The following is a 16,267-nucleotide window of genomic DNA, read 5'->3' as shown; positions in this document are numbered from 1 at the left end:
TTATTGAATAGGCCATTCGGGAATGATTTGATCAATCTCTTTCATTATATTTAAGGTTGCTGTTAACGCTACAACGATTTTTTGATAATGCAGAATATCGTCAAAGGATAAACTACGATTAGCTTTTTTTCGATCTTTTAACCATTTATCTAATACTTGATAGCCACCAATTTTAAATTCCCAGATTTCCGGGGGTATTCCTTCAAAATAACGAGTTTTATTAATATAGATTCGTTGCTGTTGGGGTTTGTAGGTGACTTCTGTAACGTTGTTCTCTCCTTCCCCTTGATATTTCGTGATTAAACGATTCAGTTGTTGAGATTCCATTAAATGCAGTTGCACTAATTCTTCGCCTTTTTGGGCTAAATTTTTAAATAATTTCTCATTGCTAGTTAGGGGTAAGCGAGGAAAGTCAATTTTTAGAAATTCGCTGTAAAGTTGTCGATAGGTGGGGCTATGAAAAATAGCATAAGCATAATAAAATATTGCTTCTGGGGTGGGAATATACCCTAATTTAGCTTTGATTTCACTTAGGAAACTGGGAGAAAAGTTAGAAGTACGTTCTGTAAATAAGTTATATTGAGCATTTTCGATATCGGGATAAATGTAGAGAGGAAATAAATAGTTAGCTTCCTTTAAACATAAACTATGATTTTGAATAATTTCAGTTGTACAGAAAATTTGATCATACTCACGTTGAACTTCTATTCCTCTTGCTGTAATTAATACTAAGTTTTTTTTGCCTAAAATATGACGCATCACTTCAAAACGTGGCATACAAATAAAACCTTTTGTTTGCCCTGTATAGTAAGTAAATCTTGTGTCAAAGGGACGATATAAAATAGGAACAATATTTGTATCTTCAATACCATATTTATTTAGATCATTTTGAGCAAGTTTAACTTGCCAATCTCGGGTATCTTTTCCTAAATCATATTTTTTTCTCGCTTCTTCTACAGGAAGTGAAGCAAAATCTTTAACTGTATTTTTTACCTCTTGTTGAGACCATTTTATAGTGAGGGAATCTCTAGCAGTTACTATCCCTACAGAGTTAACTGGCATTATATCAGTAATTTTCCAGCCTTGGTTATATTCTGCTAATAAATCTTTATTTTGAGGAATAAAAAGATAAAAAGGTGAAGTCGGAAAAATTTCTTTCCACTCAATAGTAGTCCAATCATTTTCGTTAAGATAACTATACTTATCTTCCCTTGAACCCCAAATATCAACATGATAATATTTAGTCATTAAATTACCTCAAAAAGATAACGTGCTAATCCTGATTGGCGAATAATTGATTGTAAAGTCCCAATTTTTAATTCTGGATAATTGGGGACAGGAACACTGATAGTTGTCTCATTAGTTTTGAGTTGCATAATGATGTGACTACCCCGTTGTCGGACTTGTACAAAACCATTTTCTTCTAAAATTTTACAGACTTCTTGTCCTGATAAAACTCGTAGCTTACCCAATTGCTACCTCCAATTGAGTCACAAATACTTCTGAACGTAAGCGATTTTGTATTTCTGAAGGATCAGCCACTTCAAAAAACAATTCTAAAGCTTCAATCAAATTATTTCTTGCCTCCTCAATAGAATTACCTTGACTAGCAATATCTAGTTCTGGACATAAAGCAACATAACCATCATCTTCACGCTCAATAATTGCTGTAAATTTTTGGGTTCGGATCATCTTGTTTTCTCCTGGGGATATTTAATCATAAAACAAACTGCGACTCCCTGCTGAATATCAAATACATTTTTATCGGGTAAACCATCGGGAGTCACTTCTTTTTTCTTGCTATTCCCATGTAGATCTATTATATAGATTTCATCAAAGGTTTTCTCTAAACTTTGCCGCATTCCCCGAAAGGTAGGATTATCCAGATAACCATGATTAGTAATAAATGCTAAAATTCCTGAACCTGTACGGTCAATTCGCCATTGTCCAAACCGAATAAACTTAACATAATCATCTTGTAAGTATTTTGGGTTACGTTCTCCTAATGGTACACCATCTACATAATAATAGTCTTTTACTAATCCTGATATCCATTCACTGTTATTGGCAGAATGTCCCGAATAAGGGGGATTACCGATGACTATCATAACCGGAAAATCTCGTTTAATAGCAGCGGCTTCATTGGCTTCTTGGGCGACATATTGACCAAATAAAATCTCAGATTTTTTTAACGCTTCATCTAAGGTATTGGTTAAATAAATTCCTAACCGTTGTTTCTGTTGAAATTGATAACCATAATTTTGTAATTGTAATCCTAATTTTAAGTGAGCGATCGCATAAGGAGCCATTAACAATTCAAATCCATATAAACGATTAAATAAATGCTCTTTAACATAATCATTCCAACTACTAGCTAACCCCATTTTATCTAAATTTTGGTAAATTTGATTCACCACAGTATAGAGAAATGTTCCCGTTCCCGTTGCAGGATCAAGAATTTGTACCCTCGGCTGTTTTGTAATTTTATCTATGCTATAATCAGCCAAACCTAATGCTAAATTAAACCGATTTTTGAGAATTAAATCCACTGAACGCACCATAAAAGATACCACAGGTTCAGGTGTATAATAAACCCCTCGACTTTTTCGCAATGCGGCATCATAGGCGGCGAGGAAAGTCTCATAAAAATGTACAACCGGATCTGACTGTCGGGTATTTTTGCCAAAATTTTCTAAAATATTCGTCATATTGACTTGGGCTAAAAGTTGAACTAAATCATCAACAGCCCAATTAATTTGAGAAAGCGCATCCGTATCAACAACCGTATTAAATAACCGCTTTAAAAATGGGTTTGTATCGGGAATATATAACCCGGCGGTGCGTCGTTCAAACGCATAGTTTTGAGGGTTTTGAGCATGACTTACCCTCGCTGTAAATAAACCATAGGCGACAGTTTGAGCATACATATCCGCAAAAGTAGATTGTTCTAAATTCGGTAATAAAACCTCTTGAAATCCCTTTTGGAGTTGATGCAATTCACCCGTCTCTGTTTCAAGTTTTAAGGCTTCTATGACTGCATAACGAATCGCTTTTGTCAACCGTGCCATCTGTTTTGCTAAGTCTTCAGGGTTATTAATAATTTCGCCCTGATAGTTGAGAAAGCCTTGAATTAATTGATTTGTTTGTTCAGAATCAATTAATTGAATTTGATGATTAACTTGTTCTCCTAAAACAGTTTTTAAGCGTAGTTTCCCGTTAACATACCAACGAAATTCTAAATAATTCGTTAAAATTAAATTAGCCCCAATATGGGATTCTCGATACCGTTCTAACTGTTCTGTTTTTTCAACCGTTGATAAATCGACTCCAATATCCTTGGCTTCCACATACCCCATTAATAACTCTCGTTTCCTAACGGTAAAATCAGGAATTCCGGCTTTATTTCCTTTTTCCTCAATACTGGCTTCAATCTGTTCTGAGGGATGATCTAATAAGGTTTTTAAAGCGGGATAGTGGGTGCGTTCACTCCCTCGTTGTAAATTTTTTTGAAGCGATCGCACATAAGTTTCAAAATTCATGCTGATCAGTCCTTAAAACAGATTGTCTTGATCAGCATTATAGGTTAAAATTGCTTGAAGTTGACGATCTAAATTGTTCTATTTTCGATTAATATAATCGGATCAGGTTTAAGATAAAGTGCGATCGCTTCTCGAATATTTTCTAACGCTTCTGCTTCCGTTTGACCTGCGGAAACACAACCGGGTAACTCTGGACACCAAACAGCCCATTCTCCAGTTTCCGGGTCAGGTTCTAAAATAACACGCCATTTCATAAGGTTTTCTCCTGGAGATATTTAACCCTCAAAGATGTTGAGTTCAATCAATTGTTTAACTCATTGTTCTTATCAATTTCTCATCAAATTCTTATCAAATTCTTATTTTTTAAGGAGAATGGATAAGCATGGGGTAAGGAAATAGCCCAAAGTTGAAAAATTACAAAACTGTAATCTAAACAACATTGTTTCTGTAATTTACACAACCGTTAATAGTAAACAAGATAAGTTGTGAGTTAGATCTAAGCCCGACTCTTAACGGAGTAATCCCTTAATTCCGGGTTCTATTAGAGTCATACGAATCCCAAAAATGTAACGAACAACTTAAATTAAATACTTAATTAAGAGAGATTTTATTATGGCTACCAGCACAGAATTACCCATTCTCGAAAATCCCGAAAGCGTCCCAAGTGGGGTAAATAGCCTCAATAATCAAGGAACGAATCAACAAGGGAATAATCCGCCTTTTCCTCCTAATCAAGGCACGAATTCACAAGGGAATAATCTTCCTTTCCCTCCTAATCAAGGAACGAATCAACAAGGGAATAATCCGCCTTTCCCTCCTAATCAAGGAACGAATCAACAAGGGAATAATCTTCCTTTTCCTCCTAATCAAGGCACGAATCAACAAGGGAATAATCTTCCTTTCCCTCCTAATCAAGGAACGAATTCACAAGAAAATAATCCGCTTTTCCCTCCTAATCAAGGAACGAATTCACAAGAAAATAATCCGCCTTTTCCTCCTAATCAAGGAACGAATTCACAAGAAAATAATCCGCTTTTTCCTCCTAATCAAGGAACGAATTCACAAGAAAATAATCCGCCTTTTCCTCCTAATCAAGGAACGAATCAACAAGGGAATAATTCTTTATTCCCTGGGAATGAAGATGATAGTTTAACGGGAACTACTGGGAATGATTATTTAACAGGTTATCGCGGAAATGATACGCTTTTAGGTGACGCAGGAGACGATGTAATCCTAGGGGGACGAGGACGTGATTCCTTAACGGGTGGCGACGGTAATGATTTGTTAGATGGTGGTGGGGGTCAAGATACTTTGATTGGTGGCGGTGGTACAGATACCTTTGTACTGACAGGGAAATTTAGTCCGCCTAACGCTGATTTAGCAGATATTATTATGGATTTTGAACCGGGAACCGATCATATTTTGCTAAAAGGGATTGCAGATATTTCTAATGTCACGATTACTCAAGGTACGGGTCTTTATGCTAATGATACAATCGTAAATATTGCGGATACAGGACAAGTTTTAGCGGTCTTCAAAGGGATCACATCTACAAATCTTAATCTTTCCGATTTTACTCTGGGTTAACAGCATTTTGTTCTAATCCTCACGTCTATTTTAACATTCTCCCCCTGTTGAAAAAAAGGGGGATTCTTGTTATTTTAAAATAAAGTCAGATCGTCAACACCATCTATTCTTTAACTAATTGTTGCACAAAGTCTTGATGGGACTGACTTGCCAATCCTTGTTGTAATCCTTCTAAAACTTGGGCTAAATTTCCTGCTAATAAAGCCGCTTTATCCAACCACAAACCAGGGAAAACTTGCGAATAAATGATACCGTTGCTATCAGATTCAAGTTTAATATATTCTCCGGCATTTAACCTAAACAAATCAAATTCACTATCATAAATTCGCCAGACTAAATATTCTTGTACCCCGTTACGACGGTAAACGTTAAGTTTTTGATGTAAATCTATTGAGGCAGTAGAAGCAGCAATTTCTACAATTAATTCTGGCGCACCTTTGACATAATCATCTTCGCTAATCGTCGATTGTCCACCCTGTTCTATTCTTAATAAAGCATCTGGTTGCGGTTCATTATCGGCATCAAGGCGCACAGTGGCATTATCCAGTGTTTCCACTCCAGGTGTAGCTGCTTCATAGGTTCCTAACCAAGTGACAATGTGAGAATGAGGTTTGCTGTGTTTTTTTGCTCTAACTGGAGATGCCATATAAACAATTCCTTCAATTAATTCTGCCTTTTTTACTTCAGGCATTGCTTGATAACGGCGTTCAAATTGGATACGAGTTAGTTTGTCGCCGTTTTCTAATGGCGGAATTGTTGCCGGAGGAGAAACAGTAGAAGCGATCATGGTTTTTCCAGAAGCGACTTATAATTTATTATAGATTAATTTTGTGATCAAAAGGGCGATCGCAAATTTATCTGGTCTGCGATGAGTGCTAACGCGCTCCGAAGATAGCCAACGCCATCTATTCTTTAACTAATTGTTGCACAAAATCTTGATGGGACTGACTGGCTAATCCTTGTTGCAAAACCTCTAAAACTTTGGCTAAATTTCCCGCTAATAAAGCTGCTTTATCTAACCATAAACCGGGGAAAACTTGCGAATAAATGATACCGTTGCTATCAGGTTCAAGTTTAATATATTCTCCAGCATTTAACCGAAACCAATCAAATTCATGATCATCAACTCGCCAAACTAAATATTCTTGTACTTGATTTCGACGATAAACTTTCAATTTTTGGTTAACATCAATTGACACAGTGCTGGCAGCAATTTCTACGATTAATTCTGGTGCACCTTCGACATAGCCATCCTGACTAATCCTAGATTGTCCGCCAACTTCAATTCTTAGTAGTGCATCAGGTTGAGGTTCATTATCCAAATCGAGACGTACTGTAGCATTATCCCCCAATTCAATTCCTGGTGTACCCGACCAATAGTATCCTAACCATGTCATGATTCGAGCGTGAGGATTGCCATGATTAGTGATTCGCAAAGGCGATGCCATATAAACGACTCCTTCAATTAATTCTGCCTTTTTCTGATGAGGCATAGCAGAATAACGACGCTCAAATTCAGCACGGGTTAGTTGATCTCCGTTTTCTAAAGGAGGAATCGTTAATTTAGGAGAAATTGTTGTTGATATCATGTTTGATTTTTCTCCCGAATTAGACAATAATTATACTCTTAAATAATAGCAAATCTAACTTTAGTTTTCTTCGGCTTTGTTTGTCAAGGGGAAATAACAAAGTATCAGAACAATGTTAAGCAACCAACAATCAGAGCTTCTCAATGATGGGAGTATTCAAGATCAGGACTGGGGGTCTGCTAAGGTTTTGACCTGAAAGCCCCAAGGCACTAAGAGACTTGATAAGGCCGCTAGTAGCTGATAATCATCATCGACAATCAAGATTTTGGCTTCCGGTTTCTGGGGGCGGTTGAGTTCGTAACTAACGGCTTTGAGAATTTCTTCTGGACATATATAGCAAGTCTAAATCAGTTGTATAAATGTCTTAAAATCCAATTGATCGTAGGGGCGAGGCACGCCTCGCCCCTACACGAGGATTTGTGTCTATTTTATCGTAAAGTGTACAACTTTATTGTTGTTTGACAACATTTGTACAAAATCTAACCGAATTATTCTACAGTTACAGATTTCGCTAAATTCCGAGGTTGATCTACATCTAACCCTCGCCGTGCTGCAATATGATACGCTAACAATTGTAGGGGAATAACGGTTAAAATTGGGGATAATATTTCATCAACACAAGGAACCCCTAAAACATCATTAAAGGTTTCCTTGGCTTCCGGTTCTTCCTTCGGCATCACCCCAATTAAACGAGCATCTCGTGCCTTGGCTTCTTGAGCATTAGAAATCACTTTTTCATAGACACTTCCCGGCATTGCGATCGCCACAACAGGCACTTTTTCATCTAATAAAGCAATGGGGCCATGTTTCATTTCTCCCGCCGGATATCCTTCAGCATGAATATAACTAATTTCCTTTAATTTTAATGCCCCTTCTAAAGCGATCGGAAAATTAATTCCTCGCCCTAAAAAGATAAAATCTTGAGTTTCATTAAAATCATGGGCTAACTCCTCAATATGTTTTTCTTGATCCTGTAGTAACTGTTCCATTTGAGCCGGAATTTGTCGCAGATCTTTGAGAATTTCTAACAACCGAGATTGCGGTAACGCTTGACGATGCCAAGCTATATCTAAGGCTAATAAATAAAAGGCAATTAATTGAGCCATAAAGGTTTTTGTTGCTGCTACCCCAATTTCTATTCCGGCTCTGGTATCAATAATATGGGGAACTAATTGAGCTAAAGAACTTTCGGGACGGTTTGTAATTCCTAATAGTTTTGCTGCATATTCAGGGCGCGCATTAACTCGCCGATGCTGTTCCATCGCTAGAGAAGCTAGGGTATCAGCCGTTTCTCCTGACTGTGTAACCCCAATGGTGATTGTATTTGGTCTGAGGGGAGTGGGTGCATAACGCGCTTCTGAAGCATATTGTACAATAGTAGGAATACCTGCTAATTGTTCTAGTAAATATTTGCCAACTAAACTCGCGTGCCAACTGGTTCCACAGGCTAAAATTTCAATTTGTTCTAAATCTTGATACCAGCTTGAGGGAATACTTAAATGAATGGGTGAGGGTGTTTTTTTCTCAGAAGATTTTTTAGCGGATTTTTCTAAGGTTTTTTCAAGATCTCCTTCCCATTCCTGATCTAAATAAGCTTGTAAACAATCCCGAACAACTCCCGGTTGTTCATGGATTTCTTTGAGCATGAAATGTTTGAAAACGTGCTTTTCAACTAAAGACGGACTCCAATTGAGAATCCGAGGAACTTTATGCAAACGTTCTCCAGCAAAGGTATAAATTTCCACACCCAAATGAGTTAAACGGGCAATTTCACCATTTTCTAAACTTAAAACAGCTTGGGTATAAGGAACTAAAGCGGGAGTATCGGAGGCACAGAAAAATTCCCCTTGACCTAACCCAATGGATAAGGGAGCTTGTTGACGGGCAACAATTAATTCATTAGGATAATCTGCACATAAAACCGCAATCGCAAAGGCTCCTTCTAAGCGATTAACGGCTTTAATAACAGCCTCTAAAAAGGTGGTTTTTTCCGAAGTTTTAGTTGCCAAAATATCGGCAATTAAATGGGGGATAACTTCTGTATCCGTATCCGATTTAAACTCATAACCTTTAGCTTTTAATTCTTCTCGTAATTCTCGATAATTTTCGACAATTCCATTCTGAACAACCGCCACTCGTCCTTTATGATCCAGGTGAGGATGGGCGTTGCGTTCTTCCGGTTTGCCATGGGTCGCCCAGCGTGTATGACCAATGCCAATACTAGAAGGCATTTCAATCTGGGCTAATTTTTCCCGCAGATTATAGAGTTTTCCTTTGGCGCGGACAGAATGGATATTTCCTTCCCAAATGGTCGCTAAACCCGCAGAATCATAACCCCGATACTCCAGTTTTTCTAATCCTGCGATTAAAATGTCACTGGCGACTTGAGTTCCAATATAACCTACAATTCCACACATAACTTCACAACTCCTACTTTAATGGTCTTTGCCGCAAATTTTAATCCTAGTTTATTCCCTTTATCCTACAATTGATAACTATTCTATTCCGGTGGAGGAGCAAGAAGCGAGATTAACACTGAAAAGGTTAGGGAAAAACTTCTTTCACATTATTTTTTAATAAAACTAAATTATAAAGAAATCGGAATTTTATTGTGGGGAGTTTGTTGACGATAGCGATAATAAGCCGCACAAGCTCCTTCAGAAGAAACCATCGGCGCGCCTAACGGATGTTCAGGAGTACAACGGGTTCCAAAAGCAGAACATTCATGGGGTTTTTTAATTCCTTGTAAAATTTCTCCACTAATACACTCAGCACAGGGGGAAGAAACGGGAATTAACTGTTGAGAATTAAACCGTTTTTGAGCATCAAAATTAATATATTTGGGTTTAATTCCTAACCCACTTTGGGGAATTTCCCCCAACCCTCGCCATTGACGGGGGACAATTTCAAACACTTCTTGAATAATTGTTTTAGCGGTTTCATTTCCTTCTCGACGCACGGAACGATTATATTGATTTTCGAGTTTATATTCGCTGTTTTCTAACTGTTGAATACAGAAATAAATCCCTTGTAAAATATCAACAGGTTCAAACCCTGTTACCACCATAGGAATTTGATATTTTTCAACAATAGGTTCATATTCCGTATATCCCATAATCGTGCAAACATGACCCGCCGCTAAGAAGCCTTGAACTTGACAATTAGGACTAGATAAAATAGCTTCCATCGCTGGAGGAACAAGCACATGGGAAACTAACAGGGAGAAATTATTAATGTTTTGTTGATCAGCTTGATAGACTACCATTGCGGTTGTTGGGGCGGTGGTTTCAAAACCAACGGCGAAGAAAATTACTTCTTTTGTCGGGTTTTGTTGGGCAATTTTTAAACAGTCTAAGGGGTTATAAACTATTCTAACATCTGCCCCGGTTGCTTTAATACTTAATAGGTCTTTTTCACTCCCTGGAACCCGTAACATATCGCCAAAGGAACACAGGATAATATTAGGTAAAGAAGCGAGAGCAATGGCTTGATCAATAATATTAATATCCGTCACACAAACGGGACAACCAGGGCCATGAATTAAGGTAATTTCTGAGGGTAATAACTCATCAATGCCATATTTAACAATGGAGTGGGTTTGTCCGCCACAAATTTCCATAATTGTCCAGGGTTTTGTGGTAATAGCTGCGATCGCTTTGGCATAATCCTGAGCTAATTTAGCATCCCGATATTCATCAACAAATTTCATAATATCTTGATAATAAATGGCTGAATTATAACTATATTATAATGACATTTTTAAATATTTGCGACTAATAAGCAATGGGGGAAATGGACAGGAAATAGGAAACAGGCAAGATGCCTGTTCCACTTCTCTCTTCCCTATTCCTTCTTTAACACTAAACTAAACTATGACCCAGTTTATAAGAGGTAATTGTCTTCATGTATTGAGCGCGTTCGTAGGCAGATTCATCATCACAATGGAGTTGAGACATAGAACCCTGCATTTGTTTCACGGACTCATATTCGTGTTCTTCCATCCAGTGTTTCATTTCATCTTCCATGACTTTAATATAATTAAAACCATGTCGAAGTAAGGCGGAACAAACTTGAGTCACTTTTGCACCAGCCATTAACATTTTAATGGCATCATGACCCCGTTGAACACCACTGGTACAAGCTAAATCAGCGTTAATTCGACCATATAAAATTGCAATCCAACGCATGGGTAAACGCATATCATGGGGACTGCTTAAAACTGAACCCGGTTCAACAATTAATTCCTCTGGGTTAATATCAGGTTGTAGGAAACGATTAAATAAGACTAAACCATCAGCCCCAGCATCGCAAAATTGTTTAGCCATATTCGCCATATTGCTAAAATAAGGGCTCACTTTTAACGCAACGGGAATACTAACTTCTGCTTTAACTTCTCGCAAAGTATTCAGATAGTTTTGTTCGACTTGTTCTCCGGTTAAATCAAAGTCCGTAGGAACATAATAAACGTTTAATTCAATTGCATCAGCCCCGGCTTGTTGCATTAATTGAGCATATTCCACCCAACCCCCCGAAGAAAAGCCATTTAAACTGGCAATAATCGGAATATTCGTGCATTCTTTGGCTTGACGAATATGTTCTAAATACAGTTCTGGCCCAACGTGATATTCATCGGGTTCAGGAAAATAACTTAAGGCTTCTGCAAAGCTATTAGTTCCGTATTCTAAATGATGATGAAGTTCAAATTTTTCTCGGAGTAATTGTTCCTCAAATAAGGAATGTAAAACCACCGCCGCCGCCCCAGCATCTTCTAAGCGCTTAACATTATCAATATCTTCTGAAAGGGGTGCCGCCGCAGAAGGAACGATGGGAGTCCGTAAATTTAAGCCGAGATATGTTGTTGTTAAATCCATTGTTTTTTGTCCTCGGTTTGCAGATGGGATAAGAATTAAGAATTACGAATTACGAATTACGAATTACGAATTACAATTCTTAATTCTTATGTTGATTTCAACTAACAGTTAGTTAGAAACCGGGTTTCTGGTTTATACAGGTGTGGTTTCAGGGGGTTTTGTTTCAGAGGGTGGGGTCGATTTTGCCTCTGAATGACCGTTAGAATGCCCGTTATGCTCCTTAGTTTCTAAGGAACGAGCGGCCATGTATTCATACAGTTTCCAACGGGTATTAACGTCCTGTTGGGCTTCTTGTAATAACCGTTTGGCGTCTGCTGGTTTGCTCTTGGTCAGCATTTTGAAACGGTTCTCCGCATACATCGAAGGTTCAACGGTTTTCTTCGGTGATTTAGAATCTAAAATTAACGGGTTTTTGCCTTGTTCTTTCAAGTCGGGGTTATAACGATACAGCAACCAACGACCGCTTTCCACCACTTCTTTTTGATGGCTCATTCCCGTTGCCATATTAATCCCGTGAGCAATACAGTGAGAATAGGCAATAATAATCGATGGCCCGTCGTAGGCTTCCGCTTCTAAGAAGGCTTTCAGGGTATGTTCATCCCGTGCACCCATCGCCACACTCGCCACATAAACGTTACCGTAGGTCATGGCAATTAAGCCTAAGTCTTTCTTGGGTGACGGTTTACCCCCGGCTGCAAACTTAGCAACGGCACCGCGTGGAGTGGCTTTCGAGGACTGTCCTCCGGTATTGGAATAAACCTCTGTATCCAACACTAAAATATTGACGTTGCGACCACTGGCGATGACATGATCTAAGCCACCGTAACCAATATCATAGGCCCAACCATCTCCCCCAATAATCCAAACGGATTTTTTAACTAAATAATCCGCTAAACTCAATAATTGTTGAGCATCGGGGGAATGATTTCCCTGTAATTTTTGTTTAAGTTCAGCGACGAGTTGCCGTTGTTCCCAAATATCCGCTTCTGATTTTTGAGAATTATTGACAATTTGGCTAACTAGATTATCCCCAACTTCACCACCGAGTTTTTGTAACAGTTCCAAGGCAAACCCAGTGTGTTTGTCGATGGACATTCGGAACCCTAAACCAAATTCGGCGTTATCTTCAAATAAACTATTTGCCCAAGCGGGGCCCCGTCCGTCGGCGTTTTGTGTCCAAGGGGTTGTGGGTAAGTTACCGCCATAAATGGAGGAACATCCGGTGGCGTTAGCAACCATCATGCGATCGCCAAATAACTGAGTTACTAATTTAACATAGGGGGTTTCACCACAACCACCACAGGCGCCGGAGAACTCAAATAAGGGTTCTTGCCATTGTTGTTGACGAATCATGTCTGGCCGTAATTTTAACCGATCCGGGTTGGGAATACTGAGGAAGAAATCCCAATTTTCCGCTTCTTGTTCCCGTAACGGTAACTGAGGCGCCATGTTAATGGCTTTTTTCGACGGCATGGATTTATTTTTAGCCGGACAAACATCCACACACACGCCACATCCGGTACAATCTTCGGGAGCGACTTGAATGGTGAATTTTTCACCGCCAAAGGCTTTATCTTTAACGTTGGTAAATTTGAAGGTTGCAGGCGCGTTTTCTAAAGCCGTTTCATCATAAGCTTTACCCCGAATAACGGCATGGGGACAAACCATAATACATTTGCCACACTGCACACAGACATCGGCGTCCCAAACGGGGATATCTTGGGCAATATTGCGTTTTTCCCATTGGGAGGTTCCGGTGGGATAAGTACCATCGCAAGGCAGTTTACTAACGGGTAGTTCATCTCCCCGTCCGGCGATCATCATGCCTTCGACTTCTTTAACAAAGGCGGGTGCCGCATCAGGAACGGGTAAAGCCCGTCGAAGTAGAGACGTGCCATGGCGCGTCTCTACTTCATAAAGATGTTCTAGGGTATCGTCAACCGCTTTTAAGTTTAAGCGGACAATTTCTGCACCTTTTTTACCGTAGGTTTTTTCGATCGCTTTTTTAATTTGATAGATCGCTTCATCCCGTGGCAATACTTTCGCTAAGGCAAAGAAACACACCTGCATAATGGTATTAATGCGGTTGCCCATTCCACTTTCACGGGCGACTTGGTTGGCATTAATTACATACAGCTTGATATTTTTACGGATGATGGTTTCTTGAATTTCTATGGGCAAATGTTCCCAAACTTCATCGGGGCCGTAGGGACTATTTAATAAGAACGTTGTGCCGTCCATTGCACATTTGAGAACGTCTAATTTTTCGATAAACGTCCATTGATGACATCCGATAAAATTCGCTTGGCTAATTAAATAAATTGACCGGATGGGTTGTGGCCCAAACCGCAGGTGAGAAACGGTAACAGCACCGGATTTTTTAGAGTCATAGACAAAATATCCTTGGGCATAATTATCGGTTTCTTCCCCAATAATTTTAATCGAGTTTTTATTCGCGCCAACGGTTCCATCTGCACCCAAACCATAGAACATTGCCCGAACAACGTTATCGGGTTCGGTGGAGAAGTTGGGATCGTATTCTAACGAGGTTTGGCTAACATCATCATTGATCCCAATGGTAAAGTGATTTTTGGGTTTAGTTTGAGCTAAATCATCAAAAATGCCTTTAACCATTGCCGGGTTAAATTCTTTAGAAGATAAGCCATAACGACCGCCGACTAAGGATTTAAGGTTTTTAATTTTAGCTTTGAGATCCTCGTTATCTCCTAACATCACTTCTTGAACAGCCGTAACCACATCTAAATAGAGGGGTTCCCCACTAGAACCGGGTTCTTTGGTTCGATCTAAAACCGCGATCGCTTTGACGGTTTCTGGCAGTTCTGCAACTAATTGTTCTCCCTTCCAAGGACGATATAACCGAACTTTTAAAACGCCTAATTTTTCCCCTTGAGCGTTCAAATAATCGACGGTTTCATGAACGGTTTCGCAACCGGAACCCATGAGAATAATCACTTTTTCAGCATCCGGTGCACCGTGATATTCAAACAGTTTATAATTGCGTCCTGTCAGTTGTCCAAATTTATCCATTGCCCGTTGTACAATTTCGGGGGTTTTATCATAAAACGGGTTAACGGTTTCTCTGGCTTGGAAATAGACATCCGGGTTTTGGGCGGTGCCTCGCAGCACGGGACGGTCGGGGGTTAACGCCCGGTTACGATGTTCATAAACGTATTGATCATCGATCATGTCTCGCATGACACTCTCATCTAACAGATCAATTTTTTGAACTTCATGAGAGGTGCGAAATCCGTCAAAAAAGTGAATAAACGGAACCCGTGCTTCTAAAGTTGCCGCTTGGGCAATTAAGGCCATATCTTGGGCTTCTTGTACCGAAGCCGAACATAAGAGAGCGAACCCCGTGGCTCTGGCGGCCATGACATCACTGTGATCCCCAAAAATCGATAACCCTTGGGCGGCCAAGGAACGAGCGGCCACTTGGATCACGGCACAGGTTAACTCTCCCGCGATTTTGTAGAGGTTGGGGAGCATTAACATTAACCCTTGGGAGGCCGTGAAGGTGGTGGTTAACGAACCTGCTTGTAAGGCTCCATGAATGGCTCCGGCTGCCCCCCCTTCGCTTTGCATTTCTACAACAGCCGGAACGGTTCCCCAGAGGTTTTTATCACCTACAGAAGCCCAGGCATCGGCCCATTCTCCCATGGGTGAGGAGGGTGTGATCGGATAAATGGCGATCACTTCACTCAAACGATAGGCAACACGGGCAACGGCTTCGTTACCATCTAAGGTTGCATAATTTTTTGTATTCATTCCTAAAATTCCTCTAGCAATAAAACTTTGATCTGAATGCCCGTTAAACCTTAAATACAGAATTGTGGTGGCAATTCACGCGCCTAACTCAATTGATGCTTCTGCTGTTTAGTTTGAGTTGGTAATTTTTCTAATTCTGTAGTTAAACGGACAAAATTCTCCTTAAGAATTACTTCAGCTTTCTCTCATTACCCCAGTAATTGTTGAATTGGGAATTTCCCAGAGTCAAATGTTGGTCAAGATTAAACTTTCCTTAAATTTTGATTAAGGATTTTGCGGTCTACTCCCTAGATTTATATTTTAGATCATCTAATAAAAAAGGGAGAAATAGGATCACTGCTTAATGTTTTTTAACTGATCGTCACCATTTGTTGTAAATCTGTTAAGGTTTGTTGTGCGGCTTGTTCATCGACAATACTCAGGGCAAAACCGACATGAACAATGACATAATCACCGACTTGAACCTCTGGAACATAAGCTAGGTTGACTTCTTTGACCAGTCCGCCAAAGCTAACTTTCCCAATTTTTTCTAAGGGATCATTGCCAGAAATACTGAGCAATTGACCGGGAATCGCTAAACACATTGCTTTACCTATATTATTGTTAAATTTCTTGAAGGACAGAGGAGAGCTTGTTAGGAAATCAACACCTGTTCTGGGGGGCTGATTTTCCTTCTGTTTGGTGTGAGCCCCATCTCATGGTTCCATTATTAACTCACACTGATTAATTCTTTTTTTTATTTTAAGACTTTTTTCCAGAAGTAGGAAGTAGACTTACAATTGAGAATAGAAGTTGGAGTCCAACCCAGAATCGTCGAGATAAACAACAAAAGGGTTGTATAACCAACTCTTAACAAAGTCTACAATCCCTAAGTCCACAAACGTTATTCAAT

13 protein-coding genes are annotated in these 16,267 nt (G+C 39.4%); 1 reads left to right on the top strand and 12 read right to left on the bottom strand.

The annotated features are described in order from the left end of the window. From IQ236_RS02255 to IQ236_RS02235, 5 genes are all read right to left on the bottom strand, one after another. Window positions 1–1,248: a type ISP restriction/modification enzyme gene (locus tag IQ236_RS02255; protein WP_193867776.1), complete on the bottom strand. Its 1,248-nt coding sequence runs from the start codon at window positions 1,246–1,248 to the stop codon at window positions 1–3. Continuing rightward, the gene (locus tag IQ236_RS02250; protein WP_193867775.1) at window positions 1,248–1,472 is read right to left on the bottom strand and encodes a type II toxin-antitoxin system HicA family toxin; all 225 of its coding nucleotides are present in this window, start codon (window positions 1,470–1,472) and stop codon (window positions 1,248–1,250) included. Before IQ236_RS02250 ends, IQ236_RS02255 begins: the two co-directional genes overlap by 1 nt. Next, window positions 1,465–1,692, bottom strand: coding sequence for a type II toxin-antitoxin system HicB family antitoxin (locus tag IQ236_RS02245; protein ID WP_193867774.1), 228 nt, complete (start codon window positions 1,690–1,692; stop codon window positions 1,465–1,467). The genes IQ236_RS02250 and IQ236_RS02245 overlap by 8 nt, the downstream gene beginning before the upstream one ends. Further along, window positions 1,689–3,539 (bottom strand): N-6 DNA methylase, encoded by a 1,851-nt coding sequence (locus IQ236_RS02240; protein WP_193867773.1) that lies wholly within the window; start codon window positions 3,537–3,539, stop codon window positions 1,689–1,691. Before IQ236_RS02240 ends, IQ236_RS02245 begins: the two co-directional genes overlap by 4 nt. Before the next feature lie 68 nt (window positions 3,540–3,607). Beyond that, window positions 3,608–3,793, bottom strand: a complete 186-nt coding sequence (locus IQ236_RS02235) for a type II toxin-antitoxin system HicB family antitoxin (RefSeq protein ID WP_193867772.1) — start codon at window positions 3,791–3,793, stop codon at window positions 3,608–3,610. A 358-nt stretch (window positions 3,794–4,151) separates the two neighbouring features. Between IQ236_RS02235 and IQ236_RS02230 the strand changes: the two genes are divergently transcribed. Then, the gene (locus tag IQ236_RS02230; RefSeq protein ID WP_193867771.1) at window positions 4,152–5,126 is read left to right on the top strand and encodes a hypothetical protein; all 975 of its coding nucleotides are present in this window, start codon (window positions 4,152–4,154) and stop codon (window positions 5,124–5,126) included. Window positions 5,127–5,229: 103 nt separating this feature from the next. Here IQ236_RS02230 and IQ236_RS02225 read toward each other — a convergent pair whose 3' ends face one another. The 7 genes from IQ236_RS02225 to IQ236_RS02195 form a co-directional block, all read right to left on the bottom strand. Further along, on the bottom strand, window positions 5,230–5,913 hold the full coding sequence (locus tag IQ236_RS02225; protein ID WP_193867770.1) for a Uma2 family endonuclease: 684 nt from the start codon (window positions 5,911–5,913) through the stop codon (window positions 5,230–5,232). 118 nt (window positions 5,914–6,031) lie between these two features. Beyond that, window positions 6,032–6,715: a Uma2 family endonuclease gene (locus IQ236_RS02220; RefSeq protein ID WP_193867769.1), complete on the bottom strand. Its 684-nt coding sequence runs from the start codon at window positions 6,713–6,715 to the stop codon at window positions 6,032–6,034. 488 nt (window positions 6,716–7,203) lie between these two features. Continuing rightward, a complete protein-coding gene (gene glmS / locus IQ236_RS02215) occupies window positions 7,204–9,132 on the bottom strand; it encodes a glutamine--fructose-6-phosphate transaminase (isomerizing) (protein ID WP_193867768.1) in 1,929 nt (642 codons plus the stop codon). 170 nt (window positions 9,133–9,302) lie between these two features. After that, entirely contained in the window at window positions 9,303–10,424 is a 1,122-nt protein-coding gene (hypD, locus tag IQ236_RS02210; protein ID WP_193867767.1) for a hydrogenase formation protein HypD, read from the bottom strand. 151 nt (window positions 10,425–10,575) lie between these two features. Beyond that, window positions 10,576–11,586 carry a dihydroorotate dehydrogenase-like protein gene (locus IQ236_RS02205; RefSeq protein ID WP_193867766.1) on the bottom strand — a complete coding sequence of 337 codons (1,011 nt, stop codon included), beginning with the start codon at window positions 11,584–11,586 and terminating at the stop codon, window positions 10,576–10,578. Between the two features lie 132 nt (window positions 11,587–11,718). Further along, window positions 11,719–15,375 (bottom strand): pyruvate:ferredoxin (flavodoxin) oxidoreductase, encoded by a 3,657-nt coding sequence (gene nifJ, locus IQ236_RS02200; RefSeq protein ID WP_193867765.1) that lies wholly within the window; start codon window positions 15,373–15,375, stop codon window positions 11,719–11,721. 350 nt (window positions 15,376–15,725) lie between these two features. Next, on the bottom strand, window positions 15,726–15,959 hold the full coding sequence (locus tag IQ236_RS02195; protein ID WP_190520737.1) for a HypC/HybG/HupF family hydrogenase formation chaperone: 234 nt from the start codon (window positions 15,957–15,959) through the stop codon (window positions 15,726–15,728). Window positions 15,960–16,267 lie beyond the last annotated feature (308 nt).

This window comes from Planktothrix mougeotii LEGE 06226 (assembly GCF_015207485.1).
Taxonomy (GTDB): Bacteria; Cyanobacteriota; Cyanobacteriia; order Cyanobacteriales; family Microcoleaceae; genus Planktothrix.
This window is presented reverse-complemented; position numbering and strand designations above follow the sequence as displayed.

What these genes read in the sequence shown, in the direction of transcription:
- IQ236_RS02205 (WP_193867766.1), bottom strand. Translation starts at nt 11,586, where the DNA reads ATGGATTTAACAACAACATATCTCGGCTTAAATTTACGGACTCCCATC.
- IQ236_RS02230 (WP_193867771.1), top strand. Translation starts at nt 4,152, where the DNA reads ATGGCTACCAGCACAGAATTACCCATTCTCGAAAATCCCGAAAGCGTC.
- IQ236_RS02195 (WP_190520737.1), bottom strand. Translation starts at nt 15,959, where the DNA reads ATGTGTTTAGCGATTCCCGGTCAATTGCTCAGTATTTCTGGCAATGAT.
- IQ236_RS02225 (WP_193867770.1), bottom strand. Translation starts at nt 5,913, where the DNA reads ATGATCGCTTCTACTGTTTCTCCTCCGGCAACAATTCCGCCATTAGAA.
- glmS (WP_193867768.1), bottom strand. Translation starts at nt 9,132, where the DNA reads ATGTGTGGAATTGTAGGTTATATTGGAACTCAAGTCGCCAGTGACATT.
- nifJ (WP_193867765.1), bottom strand. Translation starts at nt 15,375, where the DNA reads ATGAATACAAAAAATTATGCAACCTTAGATGGTAACGAAGCCGTTGCC.
- IQ236_RS02240 (WP_193867773.1), bottom strand. Translation starts at nt 3,539, where the DNA reads ATGAATTTTGAAACTTATGTGCGATCGCTTCAAAAAAATTTACAACGA.
- IQ236_RS02220 (WP_193867769.1), bottom strand. Translation starts at nt 6,715, where the DNA reads ATGATATCAACAACAATTTCTCCTAAATTAACGATTCCTCCTTTAGAA.
- IQ236_RS02255 (WP_193867776.1), bottom strand. Translation starts at nt 1,248, where the DNA reads ATGACTAAATATTATCATGTTGATATTTGGGGTTCAAGGGAAGATAAG.
- IQ236_RS02235 (WP_193867772.1), bottom strand. Translation starts at nt 3,793, where the DNA reads ATGAAATGGCGTGTTATTTTAGAACCTGACCCGGAAACTGGAGAATGG.
- hypD (WP_193867767.1), bottom strand. Translation starts at nt 10,424, where the DNA reads ATGAAATTTGTTGATGAATATCGGGATGCTAAATTAGCTCAGGATTAT.
- IQ236_RS02245 (WP_193867774.1), bottom strand. Translation starts at nt 1,692, where the DNA reads ATGATCCGAACCCAAAAATTTACAGCAATTATTGAGCGTGAAGATGAT.